At 64.4% G+C, this 23880-nt stretch carries 20 protein-coding genes and 1 tRNA gene; 10 read left to right on the forward strand and 11 right to left on the reverse strand.

The features are described from left to right. Positions 1–306: 306 nt before the first annotated feature. Positions 307–744: a hypothetical protein gene (locus QMX96_RS06620; protein WP_043864571.1), complete on the reverse strand. Its 438-nt coding sequence runs from the start codon at positions 742–744 to the stop codon at positions 307–309. A gap of 108 nt (positions 745–852) precedes the next feature. Between QMX96_RS06620 and QMX96_RS06625 the strand changes: the two genes are divergently transcribed. Then, positions 853–1296 carry a universal stress protein gene (locus tag QMX96_RS06625; protein ID WP_043864572.1) on the forward strand — a complete coding sequence of 148 codons (444 nt, stop codon included), beginning with the start codon at positions 853–855 and terminating at the stop codon, positions 1294–1296. Positions 1297–1338: 42 nt separating this feature from the next. On the opposite strand, the gene QMX96_RS06630 is transcribed toward QMX96_RS06625, so the two are convergent. Continuing rightward, the gene (locus QMX96_RS06630; protein ID WP_043864573.1) at positions 1339–3258 is read right to left on the reverse strand and encodes an ATP-binding cassette domain-containing protein; all 1920 of its coding nucleotides are present in this window, start codon (positions 3256–3258) and stop codon (positions 1339–1341) included. Between the two features lie 210 nt (positions 3259–3468). Here QMX96_RS06630 and QMX96_RS06635 point away from each other — a divergent pair, with 210 nt between their 5' ends. Further along, entirely contained in the window at positions 3469–5397 is a 1929-nt protein-coding gene (locus QMX96_RS06635; protein WP_043864574.1) for a transglycosylase SLT domain-containing protein, read from the forward strand. A gap of 97 nt (positions 5398–5494) precedes the next feature. On the opposite strand, the gene QMX96_RS06640 is transcribed toward QMX96_RS06635, so the two are convergent. Together QMX96_RS06640 and QMX96_RS06645 are read right to left on the reverse strand one after the other, a co-directional pair. Beyond that, complete coding sequence (locus tag QMX96_RS06640; protein ID WP_043864575.1) at positions 5495–6298, reverse strand: MOSC domain-containing protein; 804 nt, start codon at positions 6296–6298, stop codon at positions 5495–5497. A 75-nt stretch (positions 6299–6373) separates the two neighbouring features. After that, positions 6374–7309, reverse strand: a complete 936-nt coding sequence (locus QMX96_RS06645) for a chemotaxis protein CheV (RefSeq protein ID WP_043864576.1) — start codon at positions 7307–7309, stop codon at positions 6374–6376. Positions 7310–7706: 397 nt separating this feature from the next. Here QMX96_RS06645 and QMX96_RS06650 point away from each other — a divergent pair, with 397 nt between their 5' ends. From QMX96_RS06650 to QMX96_RS06660, 3 genes are all read left to right on the forward strand, one after another. After that, positions 7707–8168: a hypothetical protein gene (locus tag QMX96_RS06650; RefSeq protein ID WP_043864577.1), complete on the forward strand. Its 462-nt coding sequence runs from the start codon at positions 7707–7709 to the stop codon at positions 8166–8168. A gap of 459 nt (positions 8169–8627) precedes the next feature. Then, positions 8628–9524, forward strand: a complete 897-nt coding sequence (locus QMX96_RS06655; protein WP_043864578.1) for a sensor histidine kinase — start codon at positions 8628–8630, stop codon at positions 9522–9524. Next, on the forward strand, positions 9514–10173 hold the full coding sequence (locus tag QMX96_RS06660) for a response regulator transcription factor (RefSeq protein ID WP_043864579.1): 660 nt from the start codon (positions 9514–9516) through the stop codon (positions 10171–10173). Before QMX96_RS06655 ends, QMX96_RS06660 begins: the two co-directional genes overlap by 11 nt. Here QMX96_RS06660 and yegS read toward each other — a convergent pair. After that, positions 10157–11056: a lipid kinase YegS gene (gene yegS, locus QMX96_RS06665; protein ID WP_043864580.1), complete on the reverse strand. Its 900-nt coding sequence runs from the start codon at positions 11054–11056 to the stop codon at positions 10157–10159. The two genes, QMX96_RS06660 and yegS, sit on opposite strands and share 17 nt — an antisense overlap. Before the next feature lie 299 nt (positions 11057–11355). Between yegS and QMX96_RS06670 the strand changes: the two genes are divergently transcribed. Both QMX96_RS06670 and QMX96_RS06675 read left to right on the forward strand, forming a co-directional pair. Continuing rightward, the gene (locus QMX96_RS06670; RefSeq protein ID WP_054916195.1) at positions 11356–12810 is read left to right on the forward strand and encodes a mannose-1-phosphate guanylyltransferase/mannose-6-phosphate isomerase; all 1455 of its coding nucleotides are present in this window, start codon (positions 11356–11358) and stop codon (positions 12808–12810) included. A 65-nt stretch (positions 12811–12875) separates the two neighbouring features. Beyond that, positions 12876–14120 carry a glycosyltransferase family 4 protein gene (locus tag QMX96_RS06675; RefSeq protein WP_043864582.1) on the forward strand — a complete coding sequence of 415 codons (1245 nt, stop codon included), beginning with the start codon at positions 12876–12878 and terminating at the stop codon, positions 14118–14120. Here the strand turns inward: QMX96_RS06675 and glp are convergent. Together glp and moaB are read right to left on the reverse strand one after the other, a co-directional pair. Then, complete coding sequence (gene glp / locus QMX96_RS06680; protein WP_282361460.1) at positions 14109–15335, reverse strand: gephyrin-like molybdotransferase Glp; 1227 nt, start codon at positions 15333–15335, stop codon at positions 14109–14111. The two genes, QMX96_RS06675 and glp, sit on opposite strands and share 12 nt — an antisense overlap. Next, positions 15319–15858 carry a molybdenum cofactor biosynthesis protein B gene (gene moaB, locus QMX96_RS06685; RefSeq protein WP_043864584.1) on the reverse strand — a complete coding sequence of 180 codons (540 nt, stop codon included), beginning with the start codon at positions 15856–15858 and terminating at the stop codon, positions 15319–15321. The genes glp and moaB overlap by 17 nt, the downstream gene beginning before the upstream one ends. Positions 15859–16058: 200 nt before the next feature. Between moaB and QMX96_RS06690 the strand changes: the two genes are divergently transcribed. Together QMX96_RS06690 and QMX96_RS06695 are read left to right on the forward strand one after the other, a co-directional pair. Beyond that, positions 16059–16280, forward strand: coding sequence for a YgdI/YgdR family lipoprotein (locus tag QMX96_RS06690; protein WP_043864585.1), 222 nt, complete (start codon positions 16059–16061; stop codon positions 16278–16280). 79 nt (positions 16281–16359) lie between these two features. Beyond that, positions 16360–16436, forward strand: a tRNA-Pro gene (locus QMX96_RS06695). A 142-nt stretch (positions 16437–16578) separates the two neighbouring features. Here the strand turns inward: QMX96_RS06695 and mqo are convergent. The 3 genes from mqo to QMX96_RS06710 form a co-directional block, all read right to left on the reverse strand. Beyond that, positions 16579–18165, reverse strand: a complete 1587-nt coding sequence (mqo, locus tag QMX96_RS06700) for a malate dehydrogenase (quinone) (RefSeq protein WP_282361461.1) — start codon at positions 18163–18165, stop codon at positions 16579–16581. A gap of 363 nt (positions 18166–18528) precedes the next feature. Further along, a complete protein-coding gene (locus QMX96_RS06705; protein ID WP_282361462.1) occupies positions 18529–20154 on the reverse strand; it encodes a methyl-accepting chemotaxis protein in 1626 nt (541 codons plus the stop codon). Positions 20155–20364: 210 nt separating this feature from the next. Continuing rightward, positions 20365–22128: an ABC transporter transmembrane domain-containing protein gene (locus QMX96_RS06710; RefSeq protein WP_210014563.1), complete on the reverse strand. Its 1764-nt coding sequence runs from the start codon at positions 22126–22128 to the stop codon at positions 20365–20367. Between the two features lie 248 nt (positions 22129–22376). On the opposite strand from QMX96_RS06710, the gene QMX96_RS06715 reads away from it, so the two are divergent. Next, positions 22377–22547, forward strand: a complete 171-nt coding sequence (locus tag QMX96_RS06715) for a PA1571 family protein (RefSeq protein WP_167400204.1) — start codon at positions 22377–22379, stop codon at positions 22545–22547. 119 nt (positions 22548–22666) lie between these two features. On the opposite strand, the gene pdxB is transcribed toward QMX96_RS06715, so the two are convergent. Then, positions 22667–23809, reverse strand: a complete 1143-nt coding sequence (pdxB, locus tag QMX96_RS06720; RefSeq protein WP_282361463.1) for a 4-phosphoerythronate dehydrogenase PdxB — start codon at positions 23807–23809, stop codon at positions 22667–22669. Positions 23810–23880: the final 71 nt, after the last annotated feature.

The following is a 23880-nucleotide window of genomic DNA, read 5'->3' on the forward strand; positions in this document are numbered from 1 at the left end:
TACGCCCGTTTGATTTGGGTACGGACACATTCACCGAAAAGCCTGCCGTTGTCAAATACCCAAAAGCACGAGCAAAACGCGACTTTACGGTCATTCTGAGCGAAGGGGTGCGGGTTCAGCCTGTAGGTGATTGGCCATCATTCATGCAGGTGATCGACCATGGATACGCATGAGAGAAGCAGTGAAGGGATAAAGCGCAGCTACACTGAGGGCATCGAAGAAGTTTCCGGCCTGCCTGGCCTTTTTTATTCAGTTGCCGGCCCCGCCATGGGGCTGGCCCTGGCGGTCAATCACACGACTCACCGGTCACGCCAGCGCCTTGAGCAACCGGGCAATGTCCTGCAACGCTGCGGCATCCCCCTTCTCTCCCCAGCACAACGCGATCATCTGCGGGTTGGCCTCGACCTTGTAGACACTCGCCGGCAGGCGCGACAGGTGCTCGAGCACGCGCGCATCCTCGCAGGGCTCGCGCCACTGATTGAGCCACACCCCTGGTGTCACCTGCCAGTAGCTCCAGCTGTCGGCATGCCCGCGACGGCGCGCACAATGATACTGCGCGCAGGTGTGCGGCGGCTCTTCGGGCAGCCAGTGCGGCCAGGTCTGCGGGGTGAGCTGCATGGCCAGCCCCATGCGCCGCGCCTCCAGGCGCAGGGCCATGCGCCCGCTGGTGCGACGCGAGGGCAACAGCCAGACCATGGGGCTGAGCATCAGCGCAAGGATTGACACTACTACCCAGAACGTCATATCTGTTATTCCTATAAAGACTTTGCAAATGAGCTGGTTAGCCGACATCGATGCGATCAGCCTGAAACCGACCATACTTTAACTATCGCGATTGTCAGGAGAGCCCTCATGCCCTACGAACACATTCTGGTCGCCGTCGACCTGACCGAAGAATGCGACCCGGTGATCAAGCGCGCTCGCGAGCTGGCCACGCCCAACGGCACCAAGGTTTCCCTGGTACATATCGTCGAGCCCATGGCCATGGCCTTCGGCGGCGACGTGCCGATGGACCTGTCGCAACTGCAGCAGCAACAGTTCGACCAGGCCAAGGAGCGCATGGACCGCCTGTTCAACAAGTATCCGGAGATCAACCGCGGCGATTCCCACCTGACCTACGGCCAGCCTCGCCAGGAGATTCACCAGTTGGCCAAAGACCAGAAGTGCGACCTGATCGTGGTCGGCAGCCATGGCCGCCACGGCCTGGCGCTGCTGCTGGGCTCCACCGCCAATGACGTGCTGCACGGCGCACCGTGCGATGTGCTGGCGGTACGCCTGCAGAAGAAGGCCGACTGATACCAGAAGGCCCGCTGTTGGACACAGCGGGCCTTCTTCATATCAGCTGTCGAGCTCGGCCCAACGCTCCACCAGTGTGTCCAGCTCGCCCTGCAGCTTCTCGAGGCTGGCCAGCACGGCGGTGGTCTGGTCGATTGGCCGCTGATAGAAGCCTGCATCGGAAATCTCCGCCTGCACCGCAGCCATCTTCTGCTCCAGGGCATCGATCTGCCCCGGCAGCGCCTCCAGCTCGCGCTGCAGCTTGTAGCTGAGCTTCTTCTTGCCTTCATTGACCACCGGCGCTGCCGCAGGCTCGGGTGCAACGGCCTCGACCACCGCACTGTTGAGCTCGGACTTGCCCGACTTGCTTTCGGTCACGCCGAGCAGCTTGGGCGAACCGCCCTGGCGAATCCAATCCTGATAGCCGCCCACGTACTCACGCACCTTGCCCTCGCCTTCGAACACCAGGGTGCTGGTGACCACGTTGTCGAGGAACGCCCGGTCGTGACTGACCATCAGCACGGTGCCCTTGAAACCCGCCAGCACCTCTTCGAGCAGCTCCAGGGTTTCCACGTCCAGGTCGTTGGTCGGCTCGTCGAGCACCAGCAGGTTGGCCGGCTTGCTGAACAGCTTGGCCAGCAGCAGGCGCGCACGCTCGCCACCGGACAACGCCTTGACCGGCGTGCGTGCACGCTGGGGGCTGAACAGGAAGTCGCCCAGGTAGCTCAGTACGTGACGGTTCTGCCCATCGATCTCGATGAAGTCACGGCCTTCGGCCATGTTCTCGATCACGGTCTTTTCCAGGTCAAGCTGATGGCGCAACTGGTCGAAGTAGGCCACTTCGAGACGCGTGCCCGACTCCACCTTGCCCGAGCTTGGCTCCAGGTCGCCCAGCATCAGCTTGAGCAGCGTGGTCTTGCCGGTACCGTTGGCACCCAGCAGGCCGATACGGTCCTCGCGCTGCAGGACCATCGAGAAATCCTTGACCAGGTAAGGGCCGTCGGGGTGGGCGAAGCTGACGTTTTCCAGCACCATCACCTGCTTGCCGGACTTTTCCGCCACGTCGAGCAGGATGTTGGCCTTGCCCTGGCGCTCGCGACGCTCGCTGCGTTCCACACGCAGTGCCTTCAGGGCGCGCACGCGGCCTTCGTTGCGGGTACGCCGGGCCTTGATGCCCTGGCGGATCCACACCTCTTCCTGGGCCAGTTTCTTGTCGAACAGCGCGTTGGCAGTCTCTTCGGCAGCCAGCGCGGCTTCCTTGTGCACCAGGAAGCTGGCGTAGTCGCCGTTCCAGTCGATCAACCCGCCACGGTCCAGTTCGAGGATGCGCGTGGCCAGGTTCTGCAGGAAGGAACGGTCGTGGGTAATGAACAGCACGGCGCCGCCAAAACCGCTCAGGGCATCTTCAAGCCAGGCGATGGCACCGATGTCCAGGTGGTTGGTCGGTTCGTCGAGCAGCAGCAGGTCGGGCTCGGACACCAGCGCCTGGGCCAGCAGCACACGCCGACGCCAACCACCGGACAGCTCGGCCAGGGTCTTGTCGGCCGGCAGCTGCAGGCGGCTCAGGGTGCTGTCGACCAGTTGCTGCAAGCGCCAGCCATCGCGCGCCTCCAGGTCGCTCTGCACGTGCATGAGCTTTTCCAGGTCGGCGTCGGTGTGAATGTTCTGGCTCAGGTGGTGATACTCGGCGAGCAATGCACCGACACCGTCCAGGCCTTCGGCAACCACATCGAACACGGTGCGCCCGTCGGCCACCGGCAGTTCCTGCGGCAGCTCGCCGATCTTCAGGCCCGGGGCACGCCACACATCGCCTTCGTCGGGCTTCTGGTCGCCCTTGACCAGGCGCAGCATGCTCGACTTGCCCGTGCCGTTGCGGCCGATGATGCAGACCCGCTCACCACGGGCGATCTGCCAGGACACCTTGTCCAGCAACGGCATGGCGCCGAACGCAAGGGACACATCGCTTAATTTGAGCAGGGTCATGATCTTCTCCAAAAACCGGGGGCGCATTCTACCTGAGTTGCGCCTGCTTCACATTAAGCGCGACCGGCGTGCCGACCGCAGTCCTGCATTACATGCCGATACAAGCACAATGCTTTCTTCCGCCCCCGGCAAACGGCTAAGCTTAAGCACGTAATCCCACCAGTGCTGGCGCCGCCGACACTCGTTTTGGTCAAACTGTCCGGAAGTATCATGCGCCGCAGCCTGCTCAGCCTCGTATCCTGTCTGCTTTTTTCCGCCACCGCGGCCAGCACCGTCCAGGCCGCCGACCTCACCCAGCAACGCCAGTACTACGATGAAGCCAAGCGTGCCCTGGCCAAGGGCGACAGCGGCCCTTACCGCCGTTACGAACAGGCCCTGCGTGATTATCCGCTGGAGCCCTACCTGGCCTACGACGAACTGACGGCGCGCCTCAAGAGCGCCAGCAACGCCGAGATCGAGAAGTTTCTTGCCGAGCATGGCGACCTGCCCCAGGCCAACTGGATGAAACTGCGCTGGTTGCGCTGGCTGGCAGAGCGCGGCGACTGGCAACCCTTCGTCAAGTACTACGACCCCAAGCTGAACTTCACCGAGCTCGACTGCCTCAACGGCCAGTATCAGCTCAGCCACAACCTGCGCGCCGAGGGCTACGCCACCGCCGACAAGCTGTGGCTGGTGGGCAAGTCGCAGCCGGCGGCCTGTGACGTGCTGTTCGACCGCTGGGCCGCCGAGGGCCAGCTGACCGAACAGAAGCGCTGGGAGCGCATCAAACTCGCGGCCCAGGCGCGCAACTACGCCCTGGCCAACACCCTGATCAAAGGCCTGAACACCCTGGGCCCGCAAGGCCGTCTGCTGGTGGATGTGGCGCAGAAGCCCGAACTGCTCAACAACCCCGGGCGCTTCACCCCGGTCAACGAAGCGATGTCCGACGTGGTCAGCCTGGGCCTGCGCCGCCTGGCGCGCCAGGACCCGGAGCGGGCCATGGCGCTGCTCGACGACTACGCCAATCGCATGCATTTCTCCCGCGACGAGAAGGTGGCGATCGCCCGCGAAATCGGCCTTACCCTGGCACGGCGCTACGACCCCCGCGCCCTGGGCCTGATGACCCAGTACGACCCCGAGCTGCGCGACAACACCGTGACCGAATGGCGCCTGCGCCTGCTGCTGCGCCTGGGCCGCTGGGAAGATGCCTACGAGCTGACCAAACGCCTGCCCCAGGACCTGGCCACCACCAACCGCTGGCGCTACTGGCAGGCACGCAGCCTGGAGCTGGCGCAGCCGAAGAACCCGCAGATTCCACTGCTGTACAAGACGGTAGCGCGAGAACGCGACTTCTACGGGTTCCTGGCCGCCGATCGTGCACAGACCCCCTACCAGCTCAACAACAAGCCGCTGGTGCTCAGCCAGCAACTGATCAACAAGGTACGCAACACGCCCGGCGTGCGGCGCGCGCTGGAATTCCATGCCCGCGGCCAGATCGTTGACGGGCGCCGCGAGTGGTACCACGTCAGCCGTCATTTCAGCCGCGACGAGATGGTCGCCCAGGCGCGCCTGGCCTATGAAATGCGCTGGTACTTCCCGGCCATCCGCACCATCAGCCAGGCCCAGTACTGGGACGACCTGGATATCCGCTTCCCGATGGCCCACCGCGACACCCTGGTACGCGAAGCCAAGGTACGCGGCCTGCACTCGAGCTGGGTATTCGCGATCACCCGCCAGGAAAGCGCCTTCATGGACGATGCCCGTTCCCACGTGGGTGCCAGCGGCCTGATGCAGCTGATGCCGGCCACCGCCAAGGAAACGGCGCGCAAGTTCAACATCCCGTTGGCTTCGCCGGCGCAGGTACTGAACCCGGACAAGAACATCCAGCTGGGCGCCGCCTACCTGAGCCAGGTGCACGGTCAGTTCAACGGCAACCGGGTGCTGGCCTCGGCCGCCTACAACGCCGGCCCCGGACGCGTGCGCCAGTGGCTGCGCGGCGCCGATCACCTGAGCTTCGACGTATGGGTGGAGTCGATTCCGTTCGACGAGACCCGCCAGTACGTGCAGAACGTGCTGTCGTATTCGGTGATCTACGGGCAGAAACTCAATTCACCGCAGCCACTGGTGGATTGGCACGAGCGGTTTTTCGACGATCAGTAAGCGGTGATCAGCGCTTCGCCGGCAACGTCGAAGCGCAACCTTGTGGAGGCGACGGTGCGTGTGCAGGGGCCAGCCTTGCTGGCGAAGCGGCCCGTCGCTATTCCAGCACCTCGACCGCCATGCCCACCTCCAGCATGCCCTCGCCGTCGGCCACCAGGTTCTGGCCGAACAGCACATCCCCCTCCTTCTGCCGATAGGTCTTGAGCGTGGTCAAGGGTTCGCGATCGGGGCTGCGCTCGCCGGTCTGCGGGTCGAGGGTGGTGAGGATGCAGCGCGTGCACGGGGAAAGCACCCGAAAGGTCTGCTGGCCAATGCGAATGCGCTTCCAGCCATCCTCGGCATATGCCGCACTGCCCTCGACCACCAGATTGGGCCGAAAGCGCAGCATCTCCAAGGGGCGCCCAACCCGCTGTACCAGGTCGTCGAGCGACGCCTGGCCGATCAGCAGCAAGGGGAAACCATCGGCGAAGGCCACACGGTCGCTGTTCTCACCGTAGCCGGCCGGCAGATAGCGGGTACGCGGCTCGGGCACATGCACCAGGCGCACCGGCTTGCCGATGAAGCGGCTCAACCAGTCGGCCGCCGCATCGCCTGCATCCGGTACGCGCAGGGTGTCGCGCCAGATGGTCGCCCCACGCAGATTGGCGTCCGCTTGCGGCACCGCCACCTGCAAGGGGTCAAAACCCGGGGCACTGAGCACCAGCCCGCCATCGGCGTCGTACAGCGCCGATAACTGGCTCATCTGCGGGTAGGCGCGCTGGGTCAGGAAACGTCCGTTGTCCTGCTCCACCAGCATCCAGCGCCGGTCACCCAGCAAGCCCAGCAGGCCGCACGGCGACTGGCCCAGGGCTTGCGCCTGGGCCGACTTGAGTGGGTAACGATACAACGCGCTCAGACGCATGGGCCGGCTCCGGATGATAAAGGCGCAAGCTTACACCGAGGGCCGGGCAACCGCTGCCCGGCAGTCGATAACGGCTCAGACGGTCGCTTCGTCCAGCATCAGGCGCTGGCGCACCACATCCACCAGCTTGTCGGGCTGGAACTTGGACAAAAAGTTGTCACAACCGACCTTCTTCACCATCGATTCGTTGAAGCTGCCCGACAAGGACGTGTGCAGCACCACGTACAGGCTGCGCAGGCGCGGGTCGTTGCGGATCTCGGTGGTCAGGCGGTAGCCGTCCATTTCCGGCATTTCGGCATCGGTGAAGACCATCAGCAACTTCGAGCACACGTCCTCACCGGCATCCGCCCAGCCTTTGAGCAGGTTGAGTGCCTTGAGGCCATCGCTGGCCACATGCATCTTCACCCCCAGCTGGCTCAGGGTTTCACGCAACTGCGCCAGGGCCACGGTGGAGTCGTCCACCAGCAGCACCTCCCGCCCTCGCGCCTGCGCCAGTACCGGGTCTTCCAGCTTGTCGCGGGACACCTTGGCGTTGTACGGCACGATTTCGGCCAGTACTTTCTCCACGTCGATGATTTCTACCAGTTGCTCGTCGACCTTGCTGATGGCCGTCAGGTAATGCTGACGCCCGGCACTGGTGGGCGGCGGCATGATCGCCTCCCAGTTCATGTTGACGATACGGTCCACGCCTCCCACCAGGAACGCCTGCACCGAGCGGTTGTACTCGGTGACGATGATGGTGCTGTTGGGCCCCGGCTCCAGTGGGCGCATGCCGATGGCCTGGGACAGGTCGATCACCGGCAGGGTCTGCCCACGCAGGTTGACCACGCCGCACACATACGCATGGCGTTGCGGCATCAGGGTCAACTTGGGCATCTGCAGCACTTCCTGCACCTTGAACACGTTGATCGCGAACAGTTGGCGCCCGGCCAGGCGAAACATGAGGATTTCCAGACGGTTCTCGCCTACCAGCTGCGTCCTTTGGTCTACCGTGTCGAGAATGCCAGCCATTAAACAACCCCCAGGCGTGTCGCAAAAATTGAATTATCAACCGTGTATCGGCCGCGTTCGTCTTGGCTTGACCCCCCAAAATAAAATGCTGCGGGGGGCATTGATGTCACTTTAGCATCATGGTTTACTGCGCTGACAGTTTTGCAGTCGCGGCAGGTCATCAGCGATCACACCAAGCCAATGCCATCAGGGAAACCCCTAGCCACAATCGGGCGAGACCTGATGTTCGCAATATCCTTTAGCCATTAATGTGACGCCATTCTCATTGCATGAATGGAGTCAGGCTTTTGCTCGCTACTGCCTTGTTGTCCACAACCAATGCTAGCGTCTTGCCAAAACACCGGCTCCAGGGCGTTTCAGCCCCCATCCGCAGTCTGCGCCTGGCAGGAAACGACTGATGTCCGACACCACTGCGGACATCAGCGCCCTACACGACTTTCAGGTCGATGCCCACGTACTGCTGACCCGCGCTCAGGAGTGCCTGTCGCACCTTGACCTGATCGGCCACGATACCGACGCGTGCGACTGCCTGCTGAACACCCTCGGCACACTGGCCGAGCGTGCCCACCTGCAGGCCCAGACGCAGATCGCCGACTTCTGTCGCCAACTCTGTCATGTGCTCGAACCGCAGCAATGCCGCGCGCGCCTTCACGCTGCACTGCCCAAGCTGAAAGCCTGCCTGAGCCTGCTGGCCTGGCAGCTTGAACTGATCGACCCGCACACCGGCCAACTGAACCTGGACCCCCAGGAGCAACTGGCCTTGCTGGAGGAACTGGAACAGACCTTCCGCCAGTTGCACGCAGAACCGGCCAAGGCGACCGCCACACCCGCCGCCCCTGCACCCGCCCTGGGCGCATGAAGTTGCACAACTAACCGGCGTGGGAAATTTCCCCGCCGCACATCATTTCAAAGCACTTTCCCACAACACTAAGCATTAACTTACGCGTGGGCGGCGAGTTTCTGTCAGCTGTATACAAAAACAATATCAGCGCATATAGGACAAGTTGTGTATCGCCACCAGTGATAGCAAAGTGCTAGACTTTGCGCCATCCGGAACGACCGTACCAGCCCGTAAAACTGACAGTTCGGACATCTTTCACGCCCCGCGACCATTTCCAAGCGAAGTGATACTATGCCCGACGCAAATTGCACACCGACAATGCACGGTGCTGAAGTTTGGCGTTTTCAGCACACTTGAAATCGTCTGATTCCAGTGTTGGCAAAACTGCACAAAGTTAAATCCAGGCGTTGCCCCAAACGCCTGTTGGGCGATATTCGACCGGCTTTCAACAGCGATACTTCAGTGGCTTCATTCCCTATGCTCTCAAGCCTCAAGACACTCAAGCGCGGCCCTCCGGGCGCTTCTCTGCTGCATTGGCTGAGCGCCCTGCTGTGCCTGGTGTCGGCGGCGGCCAACCTGTACCTGTACCTGCGTGCGGCACCGATGCCCGGCAGCCTGCTGGCACTGCAGCTGGCCGCCCTGCTCGGAATTGGCTGGCAATTGCGCCAGGCCGCGCGCTCGATCGCCATGCGCCCCCAGGAGCTGGCCCACCGCCTGCTCGAGGTACAGGAGAGCGAACGCCAGCGTCTGAGCCGCGAACTGCATGACGATATCGGCCAACTGCTGACAGCCGCCAAGCTGCAGGCAGACTGGCTGCAACGGCGCATGCCGGCCGACCTGCAGGAACACTGCGCCACATTGCGCAGCACCCTGGACGACACCCTGGCCAACGTGCGTGATGTGTCGGCGATCCTCAACCCACGCCAACTGGCCAGCCTGGGGCTTGAAGCGAGCCTGCGCGCGCACCTGCTGCGCACCCTGGAAAACACCGACGTGCACTGGAGCCTGGAGTGCAGGCAGCGCCTGGGTGGCATTCCGGAAGACATGGCCATCGCTGCCTTTCGCATTACCCAGGAAGCCGTCACCAACATTCTGCGACACGCCCGGGCGCGCAACCTGAGCGTGCGCATCGAGCGCACCCCCGAAGGCCTGGCACTATCGATCAGCGACGACGGCCAGGGCTTCACGCCTGCTGCCGCCCCCGGCGAGGAGGGCCAGCGCGGCATGGCCGGCATGAGTGAACGGGTCAACCTGCTCAATGGCCGGCTGAGCGTGAACAGCCAACCCGGCCAGGGCACCCACATCGACGTACTGTTCCCCTGGCCACCGCGTGCCCGTGAACGCGCCAATACAAGTAAACCCCATGATCTGTAATCTGTTGCTGGTGGATGACCACTCCCTGATTCGCGCCGGCGTACGCGCCCTGGTCGCCGACATACCCGGCTACGCCGTGGTAGGCGAGGCCAACGACGGTAGCCAACTGCTCGAACTGGTGCAGCGCCTGGACCCGGATATCGTGCTGCTGGACATCTCGATGCGCTCGACCGGGGGCCTGGAGGCCCTGGGCCGCCTGAAGGCTGCTGGCTGTCGCAGCAAGGTGCTGATCCTGTCGATGCACACCGACCCCGAGCTGATCATGCGCGCACTGGAAATCGGCGCCCATGGCTACCTGCTCAAGGACACCACCGCCACCGAACTGGAGCAGGCACTGGCCGCGCTGCGCAGCGACGAGCGCTACCTGAGCCCGGCCATCGCGCATACCGTGATCAACCAGGCGTTACTGCGCGCCCAGAGCAGCAAGCCCGAGGCCGTCGAGAACCACAACCTCACGGCGCGCCAGCTGGAAATCCTGCGCCTGATCGTGCGCGGCAAATCCACCCGTGAAATCGCCAACGGCCTGGGCCTGAGCATCAAGACCGTCGAGACCCACCGCTCGCAGATCATGAAACGCCTGCAGATCTACGACGTGGCGGGCCTGGTGCTGTTCGCCGTGCGCGAACAGATCATCAGCCTGGACGACTGAGCAGCGGCGACTCGGCGGGCAGGTGCACGCGCAGCGCCCCCGGCAGCGCACTGAAGCGCCAGCTGTCGCCTTGCAGCGGCTCGCCATCGAGGTTGATGTCCAGGCCTTCGGCGCTCTTGATCTCGACCCACGGCAGGCGCGCGCGAACGAACAGATTGTCCAGCCCCAGGCCCTCGCTCAGCAGGTCACGCAAAGTGCCGACCACCTCCTGCGGCGCCGGCAGGATGCTGATATCGAGCAGCCCGTCGTCCACCTGCGCCTGCGGGCACAGCACATGCCCGCCGCCGGCCTGGCGGCCGTTGCCGATTCCCAGGGCCAGCAACTGACCTTGCCAGTGAAAATCCGGACCTTGCAGCTCCACCGAGGCCGCACGCAGCTCGCTGAAACGCGACAGCCCGGTGAACAGATAGGCCGCGGCACCGATCACCTTCTTCAGGTCCTCGGAAGTGCTGGCCGTGACCTGGCTGCCGAAACCGCCGGTGGCCATGTTGAGAAACACCTGCCCGCCCACCTCGCCCAGGTCGATCGCCCGCGCCGGCAACTCCAGCAGGTTCAGAGCCTGGTCCGGCTCCAGCGGCACACCGGCAGCCCGTGCGAAATCGTTGGCGGTACCCAGCGGCAATAGCGCCAGGCTGGCATCACCGCGGGCCTGGGCCAGCGCCTCTGCCACATCGCGCAGGGTACCGTCGCCACCACCGGCCACCAGATGCGGGTACCCCGCCGCCAGCGCCTCGTGCACCAGGCGCTGGGCATCGCCCCCCTCCCAGGTGAGTCGAACATCGAGCTGCCAGCCGCGCTCGCGCAAGCCCATTACCGCCGCGCGCACCTCGTCGTTCATGGCCTGCTTGCCATGCAGAATCAACAATGCCCTGCGCTCACCCATAACTGCTCCCCCGCATTGATCACCGCCGACGGCGGTGCCGCGTCAGATGACGCCCGTGTATATCGACCGATTACAACACGGTTCCGTTGCATGCGGACCACGTCAAAAACAGCGCTTTCACACAATTGCCATTGAAAGATTCTCAATCGATGTGCATCATTCGACAAATATTTGGCCTTCACGGACGATGCCAGTGATAAAAGTCACTTTTTTGACTCATTGAGCAAAGCGCCTGCCAGGTTCACCTTTTCCCTGTTATCACACCGCCTAGCGGTGCCCAGAACACGAGGCTGAGTGAAATGAGCACACTGATCCCTTGCATCATTGCCGGTGGAGCCGGCACCCGATTGTGGCCGGTTTCACGCGAGGCCATGCCCAAGCCCTTCATGCGCATGCCCGATGGCCAGAGCCTGCTGCAGAAAACCTTCCTGCGTGCCTGCGCACTCAAGGATGTGGCCCGCGTACTCACCGTCACCAATCGCGAAGTGTTCTTCCGCACCCAGGATGAATACCGCCAGCTCAAACAGCCCGGCATCGCGCTGGACTTCATTCTCGAGCCCTGCGGGCGCAACACGGCCCCGGCGATTGCCGCCGCCGCCCTGCACTGCGCCCGTGAATACGGCGAAGACGCCCACCTGCTGGTGCTGCCCGCCGACCACCTGATCACCGACCAGGCAGCCTTCGAAGAGGCCGTGGAGCGCGCCCGCGCCCTGGCCGAGCAAGGCTGGCTGACCACCTTCGGCCTGGTGCCCACTCAACCGGAAACCGGCTTCGGCTACATCGAGAAGGGCCAGGCCCTGGATGCCCATGGCTATCGCGTGGAGCGCTTCGTCGAAAAGCCGAACGCAGAGACCGCCCAGCGCTATGTCGAGGGCGGCCAGCACCTGTGGAACGCCGGCATGTTCTGCATGCGTGCAGATGCCATCCTGCGCGAGCTGCAGCAGCACGCACCGCAGGTTCTGGATGCGGTCGGCGAATGCCTGGGGCTGAGCCAGAGCAAACAGGGCAACAACAGCCTGCAACTGGAACTGGATGCCACCAGCTTCGCGCAGGTTGCCGACATCTCCATCGACTACGCCGTGATGGAGCGCTCCACCCAGGTGGCAGTGCTGCCCAGCCAGTTGGGCTGGAGTGACATCGGCTGCTGGCGGGCGGTGCGCAGCCTGGCCCAGGGCGATGCCCAGGGCAACCAGTGCAACGGCGAGACCGTGCTGCACGACGTGAGCAACTGCTACATCGATTCGCCTCGCCGCCTGGTGGGCGCCATCGGCCTGGACAACCTGATCATCATCGACACCCCCGACGCCCTGCTGATCGCCGACGCGAGCCGCAGCCAGGAGGTCAAGCTGATTGCCCAGCAGCTCAAGCGCCAGGACCACGACGCCTATCGCCTGCACCGCACCGTGACGCGCCCCTGGGGCACCTACACCGTGCTCGAGGAAGGCCCGCGCTTCAAGATCAAGCGCATCATGGTACGCCCGCAGGCCTGCCTGTCCCTGCAGATGCACCATCACCGCAGCGAACACTGGATCGTGGTCAGCGGCATGGCCTGCGTGACCAACGGCGAAGAGGAATTTCTGCTCGACACCAACGAGTCGACCTTCATCAAGCCGGGGCGCGAGCATCGCCTGAGCAACCCCGGGGTGATCGATCTGGTAATGATCGAGGTGCAAAGCGGCGAATACCTGGGCGAGGACGACATCGTGCGCTTTACTGATATCTATGGACGCGCCCCGGCAGCAGCGATCGGCTGAGGCCCGCCAGGCGCGTTTTCGCATTCAGCCTGTCGACGCCCCTGCGGCAAGAGAGGAAGTGGGTCATGCGCGTACTCTGGACACTGCCTTACCTGCCCTGGCCCACCACCAGCGGCAGCAAGGCCCGGCAATACCACCTGTTGCGTGGCCTGGCTGAACGCGGGCACAGGATCACGCTGCTGGTGCACTCGAAAGTTCCGCTTGGCGAGGCAGCCCGACAGGCACTGGAGCCACTGCTCGAGCGCCTGATCGTGTTGCCGCGAAGGCCTTTGCGCAGCCCGCTCAACCTGCTGGCGGCGCTGTACGTCGGCTACCCGATGCGGGCCAGCACCAACGGCCTGGCGCCCCACCTGCGCCACTGCTTCGAAACGTTGCTGCGCGAGCAGTGGGATGTGATCCAGATCGAGCACAGCTACAGTTTCCAACCCTTCGAAAAGGCCCTGCAAGCCAGCGGCCTGCCTTTCATGGTCAGCGAGCATCATGTGGAGTCGGACACCGGCGCGGTGTGCCAGGACCGCCTGCCCCTGTGGCTGCGACCGTTCAACAGCTTCGACCGCTGGCGCTACCGGCGCTGGGAGTCGCGGGTGCTGCGCCAGGCCAGCGAAGTGGTGGCCGTCAACCCGCGCGATGCCGAACAGATCCGCCAGTTCACCGGCCGCCCTGCCGAGGTGGTGATCAACGGCGTGGACTACGAGTACTACCAGCACATCAGCGCCTGCCCGCACAGCCAGCGCCTGCTGCTGGTGGGCAACTTCGAATACGGCGCCAACCTGGAGGCGCTGGAGTGGGCGCTGGAGGAGATCCTGCCGCAGGTATGGCTGAGCAACCCGGCCGTGCGCCTGGCGGTGGTCGGACATGCCCTGCCCACCCAGTGGAAGCTGCGCTGGAACGACCCGCGCATCGAATGGATCGGCTACCTGCCCGACCTGCGTGAGCTGCAACGCCACTCGGCGCTGTTCTTTGCCCCGCTGCGCCATGCCGGCGGGTGCAAGATCAAGTTGCTCGAGGCCATGGCCGCAGGCCTGCCGGTGGTCACCACCACCCAGGGCGCAGCGGGGTTGGCAGTGCGCAACGGCGAGCATTACCTGGGTGGGGACGACACCGACACGCTGGCACTGATCATCACCCGCCTGCTGAGCCACCCGACGCGCATGCAGCAGTTGTCCGATGCCGCGCGCCAGTTCGTGCGCGAGCAGCATGACTGGAGCAGGGCCGCCGCGCAGCTGGAGAGCGTGTATGCGCGCCTCGCCGCGCAGGCCCCACTGGGCAACGACCGGGTTGCCCGGGGCCTGCTGCCGTCAGCCGAGTAGCTCGCTGAGGGGGATGAACTGCACGCTGTCGCCCTTGCCGGGCGCAGTGCCCTCGCGCACCTCCACCAGGCCCTCGGCCCACGCGGCGCTGCGCAGCACACCCGAGCTCTGGTTCTTGTAGATCAGCGCCTGGCCCTGCTCCATGCGCGCGCGCAGGTATTCGCGGCGATTGCCGGGCTTGGGCCAGTCGAAACCGGCAGGCACGCTGAACTGCAGCGGCGTCACGTCCTGCACACCCTGGCGGCGCAACAGGTACGGCCGGGTGAGCAGGCCGAAGGTGACCAGGGTCGACGCCGGGTTGCCTGGCAGACCGATCACCGGCACCCCGCGAAAATGCCCGAAGGTCAGCGGCTTGCCGGGCTTGATCGCAAGCTTCCACAGCGACAGCTCACCTTCTTCGCGCAGGGCGATACCCAGGTAATCGGCCTCGCCCACCGATACACCACCGGTGGACAGAATCAGGTCGACGTCCTTGAGCTGGCCCAGGCGCTCACGGGTCAACGCCAGATCATCGGGCAGGATGCCGGCGTCCTTCACCTCGCAGCCCAGGCGCTGCAGCCAGCTGACCAGCAGGCGCCGGTTGCTGTTGTAGATCTGCCCGGGGCCCAGGGGCAGCCCCGGCTCGACCAGTTCGTCGCCGGTGGAAAGCACCGCCACCCGCACCTTGCGCACTACCGACAGCACCGCGCAGCCGAGCGAGGCAGCCAGGCCCAGCTCGACCGGACCGAGGCGGGTCCCGGCGTCCAGCACGGTTTCACCTGCCCGGGTTTCCTGGCCCTGCGGGCGCACGTTGAGCCCGGCACTGAGCGGCTCGGTGAAACACACGCGTTGATCGGGCTGAACATCGACGTTTTCCTGCATCTCGACGCAGTCGGCCCCTGCCGGCAGCGGCGCACCGGTGAAGATGCGCGCACAGGTACCCGGCTCCAGAGGCGCAGGCGCCTGCCCGGCCTGAATGCGCTGGCTCACCACCAGCGGCGTGCCCTGCCAGTCGGCGTGGTGCAGTGCGTAGCCGTCCATGGCGCTGTTGGGCCAGGGTGGCAGGTCAAGGCCGGCGACCAGCGCCGTGGCCAGCACACGGCCCTCGGCAGCAGCCAGTGGCACCGCTTCGCAGTCTTCGATGCGCGCCGCTTCGGCCAGCGCCAGCAAGCGCTCCAGGGCCTGCTCCACGGACATCAGCGGCTTTGCCGCAACAGGCTCAGCCACGGCTTTCACACGGCGCCGCCTGCTTGAGGTGCGCGACGAAATTGCACGGGCGATGGCGTACATCCAGTTGCTCGGCAAGAATCCCGTCCCAGCCGGTGCGTACCGCGTTGGTCGAGCCGGGCAGGCAGCACACCAGCGTACCGTTGGCCAGCCCGGCCAGGGCGCGGGACTGCACGGTGGAGGTGCCGATATCGGCCAGGGAGATATGCCGGAACAGTTCACCGAAGCCGTCGACCTGCTTGTCGAGCAGGCAACCGACCGCCTCGGGGGTGCTGTCGCGGCCGGTGAAGCCGGTGCCGCCCGTGATCAGTACCACCTGCACCTGCTCGTCGGCGATCCAGGTAGCGACCTGCGCGCGAATCTTGTAGAGGTCGTCCTTGAGCAGTACACGGGCGGCCAGCGCGTGGCCGGCAGCAGTCAGGCGGTCGACGAACACCTGGCCGGAGGTATCGGTTTCCAGGGTGCGGGTATCGCTGACGGTCAGCACGGCAATGTTCAGCGGCACGAACGGTACATCAGCCTTGGCTTTCATGAGGAAGGTGAATCCATGACAGGGAAAGAATGCCGCCAGTTATATCACAGCCCTCCCCGCGCCCGCCCGCCAGCGGCCGATTGCATTGTTCCCGATCAATGACGCGGTTCAGCCGCTATGCTCAAGTTGCGAGGAACTTGCTGGGACGCGATGCGTCTCAATGACATGACCCGCAACTTCCCCCTCAATGGAGAAAGAATATGATTCAACGGACCCTCCCCGCTTTCCTGCTCGCCCTGGGCCTGGGCACCCTCGCCGGGTGTGCTTCGCCTACCGTGATCACGCTGAATGACGGACGTGAGATCCAGGCGGTCGACACCCCCAAGTACGATGAAGATTCGGGCTTCTATGAAATCGAACAACTCGACGGCAAGAGCACCCGGATCAACAAGGACCAGGTCCGCACCGTGAAAGAGCTGTAAAAGGCAGTACAGACGGCAAGCTTCAGGCCCCTCGCCGGGGCTTGCCGGTCGCGTTTTTTTTTGAGTAGAATTTTGTCATCGGAGTGTAGCGCAGCCAGGTAGCGCGTCTCGTTCGGGACGAGAAGGCCGCAGGTTCGAATCCTGTCTCTCCGACCAGATCGGCAAAAACCACAAAGCCCGCTTTTGCGGGCTTTGTGGTTTCTGGCTGTACTGCATCCGCTGTGGCTCAAACCCGCCCCCACAAGGATGTCAATCATCCGGTGGGGGCGGGCTCGATCCGCGAAGCGTCAACCCGACGTTACTGCGCGGCCACCGCCGTCTCGTCCGGCAGCACCGGCACGAACAGCAGGTTCAGGCGCGAGCTGCTCCACTCACGGGTCTTGTTGGTCAGCTCGAGGTTGTTGTTGAGCTTCTGACCATAGGTCGGCACGATCTGCTTCAGCTTGGCCTGCCATTCAGGGGTCTTGATACGGTCCTTGAAGGTCTTTTCCAGCACGGTCAGCATGATCGGTGCGGCGGTGGAGGCACCTGGCGAGGCGCCCAGCAGCGCGGCGATGGTGCCGTCCTGCGAAGCCACCACCTCGGTACCGAACTGCAGGATGCCACCGTGCTCGGGATCCTTCTTGATCACCTGGACGCGCTGGCCGGCCTGCAGCAGTTTCCAGTCTTCGTTCCTGGCGCTGGGGAAGTACTCGCGCAGGGCATGCATGCGGTCTTCGAAGCTCAGCATCAACTGGCCCATCAGGTAGGTGCTCAGGTCGATGTTGTCGATACCGGCATGGGTCATCGGCATGATGTTGTGGGTGGTCAGTGCCGAGAACATGTCCAGCAGCGAACCGTTTTTCAGGAACTTGGTGGAGAAGGTCGCGAACGGGCCGAACAGCAGCACTTCCTTGCCATCGATGACACGGGTGTCCAGGTGCGGTACAGACATCGGCGGCGCACCGACCGACGCCTTGCCGTACAGCTTGGCCTTGTGACGTTTGACGATGTCCTGGTTGTCGGTCATCAGGAACTGGCCGCCCACCGGGAAGCCGGCATAGCCGTCAGCTTCCGGGATGCCGGACTTCTGCAGCAGCTTGAGCGCGCCACCACCGGCACCGATGAACACGAACTTGGCCTTGACGCTGGTTTCGACGCCCTTGTTGGCGAGGTCGGCGACCACCACGGTCCAGGTGTTGTCGGCGTTGCGCACGATGTCGCGCACTTCGTGCGAGGTGTGCAGCTTGACGTTGTCATGCTGGGTCAGCGAAGCGAACAGCTGGCGGGTGATCTCGCCGAAGTTCACGTCGGTACCGATCGGCATGCGCGTTGCGGCAATCTTCTGGTCGGCGGCACGGCCTTCCATCACGATCGGCACCCACTTCTGGATCTGCGCGTGGTCTTCGGAGTACTCCATGCCACGGAACAGCGAACTGTGCTGCAGGGCCGCATGACGTTTCTTGAGGAACTCGACGTTCTTGTCGCCCCACACAAAGCTCATGTGCGGCACGTTGTTGATGAACGAGGTCGGGTTGTTCAGCACCTTCTGCTCGACCTGGTAGGCCCAGAACTGCTTGGAGATCTCGAACTGCTCGTTGACGCCCACCGCCTTGCTGATGTCCATCGAACCGTCAGCCGCTTCGCTGGTGTAGTTCAGCTCGCAGAACGCAGAGTGGCCGGTACCGGCGTTGTTCCAGGCGTTGGAGCTTTCCTCGGCCACCTTGTCCATGCGCTCGTACACGTCGATGGACCAATCCGGCTCCAACTCGTTGAGGTAGGTCCCCAGGCTTGCACTCATGATGCCGCCGCCGATCAGCAGCACGTCGACGGTCTTTTCCGGTTCACTGGGCTTGGAGCAACCCATGACGCTCAGGCACAGGAGCGTCAGCAGGATTTTTTTCATAGTTCAATCCAATTGAAGTGAAGTGATTGGCAATGACCATCACGCCCGCAGTGCACGCCCGTCTCTTGTGGTTCTGCGCGCGCAGGCCATGGCTCAAGGCATGGCGTCCAGGCCTTCGAGGCTGGCTGGCGGCTGGGGTATCGAGGGTGCGGGGAACGGTCTGACGCCATGGCTGCCGTAGCAGCCCTGAATGTTTCGCAAGGCTTAAGCCTGGGTCGCCTTAAGCAGAAAGCGGGCCAACTTGCACAAGACCAACGGCTAATAGCTAGGACCTGTGGTCGCACCCCATCGTTGATGGTTTTGCTGGCGACAATCCGCCACATTGCCCGACATAAAGGCCGGCAGGTGGCGGATTTCCCCCGGTCAGGCCCGCAGGCGCGCCGTCACCTCGCCCAACCGACCCGACAGGTCGTGCAAGTGCTGCCCGGCCTGCTCGGTCCGCTGCACGGCGCCCTGATTGGCGGTGGCGATGCGGGTGATCTCCACCAGGTTGCAGGACATGTCTTCGGCCACGCTGGTCTGTTCCTCGGCGGCGGTGGCGATCTGGCGGTTCATGTCGCGGATGGCCTCCACCGCCTGGGTGATGCGCTGCAACATGGCACCGGCACGCTGTACCTGTTCGGCCCCCTCCTCGCTGCGGGCCTGGCCGTTCTCGATGGCCTTGACCGCCTCCAGCGCGCCCGACTGCACGGCGCTGATGATCTGGTTGATCTCGGCGGTGGACGCCGCCGTGCGCTGGGCCAGGTTGCGCACCTCGTCGGCCACCACCGCGAACCCGCGCCCGGCCTGGCCGGCACGGGCCGCCTCGATGGCAGCATTGAGCGCCAGCAGGTTGGTCTGCTCGGCGATAGCGCGGATCACCTCCAGCACCTTGCCGATACGGGCGCTGTCCTGTTCCAGATGGCGAATCACCGCCGCCGTGCCGGCGATGTCCCGGTTGACCGCGTCGATGGTGGCAATGGTCGACTGCATCACCTGCTCGCCGGCCTGGGCACTGTGGTCGGCATCATCCGCGGCGCGCGCCGCGTCCGCTGCATGGCGGGCCACCTCCTGGGCAGTGGCGGACATTTCCTGCATGGCCGTGGCCACCTGGTCGGTCCGCTGGAACTGGTCTTCGGTGCCCCGCGCCATGCCGCCTGCCAGGCTGCGCAGCTCGCCGCTGGCGGACTCCAGCTCCCGGGCGTTGTCCTGCAGGCGCCCTACCGTGTCGGCCAGAAAATCGCGCAGGGTATTGGCAGCCACCGCCAGGCGCCCCAGCTCGTCATGGCGCCCGCAGGCCACACGGGCATCGAAGCGGCCCTGGCTCAGGTGTGCCACGTATTCGATCAGGCGTCGAATCGGCTCGATCAGCCTGCGATCAACCAGCCACAGGCTCAGCAGCGCAATCAGCAGCGCCGAGCCGAGCATCACCAGCAGCCCCAGCCACACCGTACGCTGCGCGCGGGCATCGATGGCCGCCGCCTGCACCTGGGCATCGGCACGCAACTGGCTGACCAGTTCGCTCATCTGTTCACTGGCCGCGCGGTCCACGCCCTTCACTGCCTGGTCCCCGACAGCGGGGTCGGCCCCTGCCGCGATGAACGCATCGCGACCGCGGGCGTAGGCAGCGCCCAGTTGCGCGTGGCTGTCCTTGAGTGCCTGCAGGCGCGTTCTGAGCCCCGCATCGTCGGCGTTGGCCCGCACCAGCTGGGCCAGCAGCGCCTGCACCTGCTGTTCACGCGCCGAAAACTGCTGCCAGTACTTGTCCCGCTCGACCGGCTGCTTGCCGCGCAGCAATACGTTCTTCCATTCCTGCACCTGCACCTTGAACTGCAGGTTGGCTTCGTCGATCAGTTGCGAAGCCAGTATCGGCCCCTCCACCAGCTGGCCATAGCCGCGCACGCTGGCCGACAGGAACTGAAAGCACACCAGGGCGATCAGCAACATCGCCAGCAGGCTGCCAGCCAGCAGGGCGAGAATTTGCAGCCGCAGGGATTTACGCACGAACATCGCAAGGGTCTCGGAACAAGAGGATAGGAAAGCTGGCGCGCCACCTGCCGCACCAGTCAAAGACGTCCTTGTCCTCGTTCACCGGGCAAAAAAAAGCTGCCATCGAGCGATGGCAGCAAACTGCATTGAGCATTACGCAACAGCTGATCCGATACTCTCAGGGGATTGCTACAGAAATGTTACAGACGTACAAAATCTGTAACATTTCCTTCATGCGCTGGTGAACTGCAAGGCGGCAAGCCGCGCATACAGCGGGTTCTCGGCAATCAGCTGGCGATGGGTGCCCACCGCGACCAGCCGGCCCTGGTCGATCACGGCGATACGGTCGGCGTGCTGCACCGTGGCCAGGCGATGGGCGATGACCAGCGTGGTGCGCCCGGCCATGAGGGCTGGCAAGGCCTGCTGGATCAGGTGCTCGCTTTGTGCGTCGAGGGCACTGGTGGCCTCGTCCAGCAGCAGGATCGGCGCGTCCACCAGCAGCGCCCGGGCAATGGCCAGGCGCTGGCGCTGACCACCGGAAAGCCCAAGCCCGGCATCGCCCAGGTGCGTCTGGTAGCCCTGGGGCAACTGCAGGATGAATTCATGGGCATGCGCGCTGCGCGCCGCTGCCTCGACCTCGGCACTGGTAGCCTCGGCACGCCCGTAGCGGATGTTGTCTTCGACCGTGCCGAAGAACAGCGCCGGGTTCTGCGCAACCAGTGCGAAATGCCGACGCAGGTCCTGCGGGTCGAGCCGGGTCAGTGGCTGGCCGTCGAGCAGTATCTGCCCCTGCTGCGGGTCGTAGAAGCGCAGCAGCAGGTCGAACAGCGTCGACTTGCCCGCCCCCGAGGGCCCGACCAGGGCCAGGGTCTCGCCAGGCACCACCGTCAGGCTCAGGCCGTCGATAGCCGCTGGGGTGGGCCGCGAGGGGTAGGCAAAATGCACCTCCTGCAGTTCGAGGCGGCCACTGACCCTGGGAGGCAGGCGCTCCAGCCCTTCGTCGGGGGCGTGGATCTCGCTGCGTGCCGCCAGCAGCTCGGCGATCCGCTCGGCTGCGCCCGCGGCCCGTTGCAGCTCGCCGATCACTTCGCTGAGGGTGCCGAAGGCGCTGCCGACGATCAGGCTGTAGAACACGAACGCCGCCAGCTCGCCGCCGGAAATACGCCCGGCGATCACGTCCATGCCACCGACCCACAGCATCACACCGACCGCCCCGAGCACCAGCACGATCACCAGGGTGATCAGCCAGGCGCGCTGCACGATTCGCTGGCGAGCGGTGGTAAAGGCAGCCTCCACGGTCAGGCCGAAACGCTGCTGGTCACGGGCCTGGTGGTTGTAGGCCTGCACGGTCTTGATCTGGCCGAGGGTTTCGGCCACGTAGCTGCCCACGTCGGCGATGCGATCCTGACTCTGGCGCGACAGGCCGCGCACCCGCCGGCCGAAGATCAGGATCGGCGCCAGCACCAGCGGCAAGGCCAGCACCACGATGCTGGTGAGCTTGGGGTTGGTGACAAACAGCAGCACGATGCCGCCCAGCACCATCAGGGCATTGCGCAGGAACAGCGAGAGCGACGAGCCGATCACCGATTGCAGCAGCGTGGTGTCGGTGGTCAGGCGCGACTGGATCTCCGAACTGCGGTTGCTTTCGAAAAAGCCCGGGTGCAGGTAAACCAGGTGATCGAACACCTGCTGGCGTATATCCGCCACGCACCGCTCGCCGATCCACGACACCAGGTAGAAACGACTGAAGGTACCCACCGCCAGTGCCAGCACCAGCAACATGAACAGGCCGATGGACTGGTTGAGCAGGTGTGGCGACTGGGTCATGAAACCCTGGTCCACCAGCAGGCGAATGCCCTGGCCCATGGACAGCGTGATGCCCGCAGTGACCACCAGCGCCAGCAGTGCAGCCATGGCCTGTTTGCGGTAAGGGCGAATGAAACGCCAGGCCAGGCGCAAGGCCTGGCGCTGGCGAGCAGAAAGAAGGCTGGGCATGAAGGTCTTCGTTTATCCGGAGTATGCAGGTCAGCCTACACCCGACCACCGGTCAGGCGCCAAGGAACTCTGCAGCGCGTGGGGCATCACTGACAAGACCAGGCAACAAGTTCACTAGAGCGTTTCGTTCTAAAGTGCCGCTGGAGATTTGTCTGACTTTCTGTTGGACTGGAGGTGTGACAGGGCTGTCATGGTGCGGTCATGTCGCGGATCTAGTCTGAGCTTGCAACCTGATGAGGAGACAGGAAATGAGCTTGCAAAACAGCAATACCCAAGCGCAACGCCCAAGCCATCCGAACCCGGCGTGCGGGTCGATCATCGATGCCCAGGGTCGGGAAATCGAGATCACCGAAGACATGATCAGAAAAGCCTGCGAGGACCTGGAGAAAAGCCGGGTAGAGCTCGCCAAGAAAGCCTGACCCCTATTCAAATCAACCCGGCCCTGGTGCCGGGTTTTTTATGCCTGGTGTAAAGCCCGCTTCGCCGGCAAGGCCGGCGCCTGCAGGGAGACCCGTTGCCGGCCGGCGAAAGCAGTACCTCACACCAACAGGCCACCCAACGCCTTGACCATCTGCTGCAACTGCGGCGCATCCCCCTCGATGCGCACCATCAGCCCCTCGATCTCACGCCGCGGCGGGTACTGTTTGCGCAACACATCGAAGGCCGCGCGCTGGGCTTGCGGGTCACGGTCAAGGCTGCGACGAAAATCCGCATCGTCGCGGCGCGGGTCGTACACCGCACGGCACAGTGTGGCCAGAGCCCAGGCCGGATCGGTTTCGGCCTGCAGGCTGAGCTGCGCCAGCCATGGGCGCGGCAGCAGGTCGGCCAGGCGCACCGTTTCGGCCTCGCCCCGCCAGGCGCAGAACGCCTGGTAGATCTGCGCCGTGCCGCGCTGCTTGCCATCCAGGCTGTAGCCGGCGATATGCGGGGTGGCAATCACGCACAGGTCGGCCAGCGCCTGATCGACCTGCGGCTCGCCCTCCCACACATCCAGCACCGCCTGCACATCGTCACGCGCCTGCAGCAGGCTGCGCAATGCCGCATTGTCGACCACCGGGCCGCGGCTGGCGTTGATAAGCCAGGCGCCGGGGCGCAGTTGCGCCAAGCGCTCGGCGTCCAGCAGGTGCCAGGTCGAATGCTCGCCGCCCTTGGTCAAGGGCGTGTGCAGGCTGATCACATCGCACTCGGCCAGCACCTGCTCCAGGTTCACGTAGTCCCCCCCCTCCTGCGCCTGGCGCAGCGGATCGCATACCCGCACCGTCCAGCCCAGCCCGCGCAGCACCTCCACCAGGCGCCCGCCGACTTCACCGGCGCCAACCACCCCGTAGGTGCGCCGCGCCAGGTCTGCGCCATCCAGCTCGGCCAGGGTCAGCAGGCTGCCCAGCACATAATCCACCACGCCCCGCGCATTGCAGCCCGGCGCGCTGGACCACTGGATACCGGCCTGGGCAAAGTAGTCCAGCGCCAGGTGATCGGTGCCGATGGTGCAGGTGCCGACGAAGCGCACCTGGCTGCCTTCGAGCAGGGCCTGGTCGACGTTTGTCACCGAGCGCACCAGCAATACATCGGCGTCCTGCACGCAGGCGCGGTCGATGCTGCGGCCCGGGTAACGGCGGATCTCGCCGAAGCCTGCGAAGAAGGCATCGAGCAGCGGTATATTCTCGTCGGCAACAATCAGCATGGCGCTCTCCTGTAAGGGAGCGCAGTGTAGGCCCATACACCCGGCTCGATCCAGCCGAGATAAAGCCCGCC

Origin of the sequence: Pseudomonas sp. PS01300 (assembly GCF_029960155.1) — a bacterium.
Classification (GTDB): domain Bacteria; phylum Pseudomonadota; class Gammaproteobacteria; order Pseudomonadales; family Pseudomonadaceae; genus Aquipseudomonas; species Aquipseudomonas palmensis.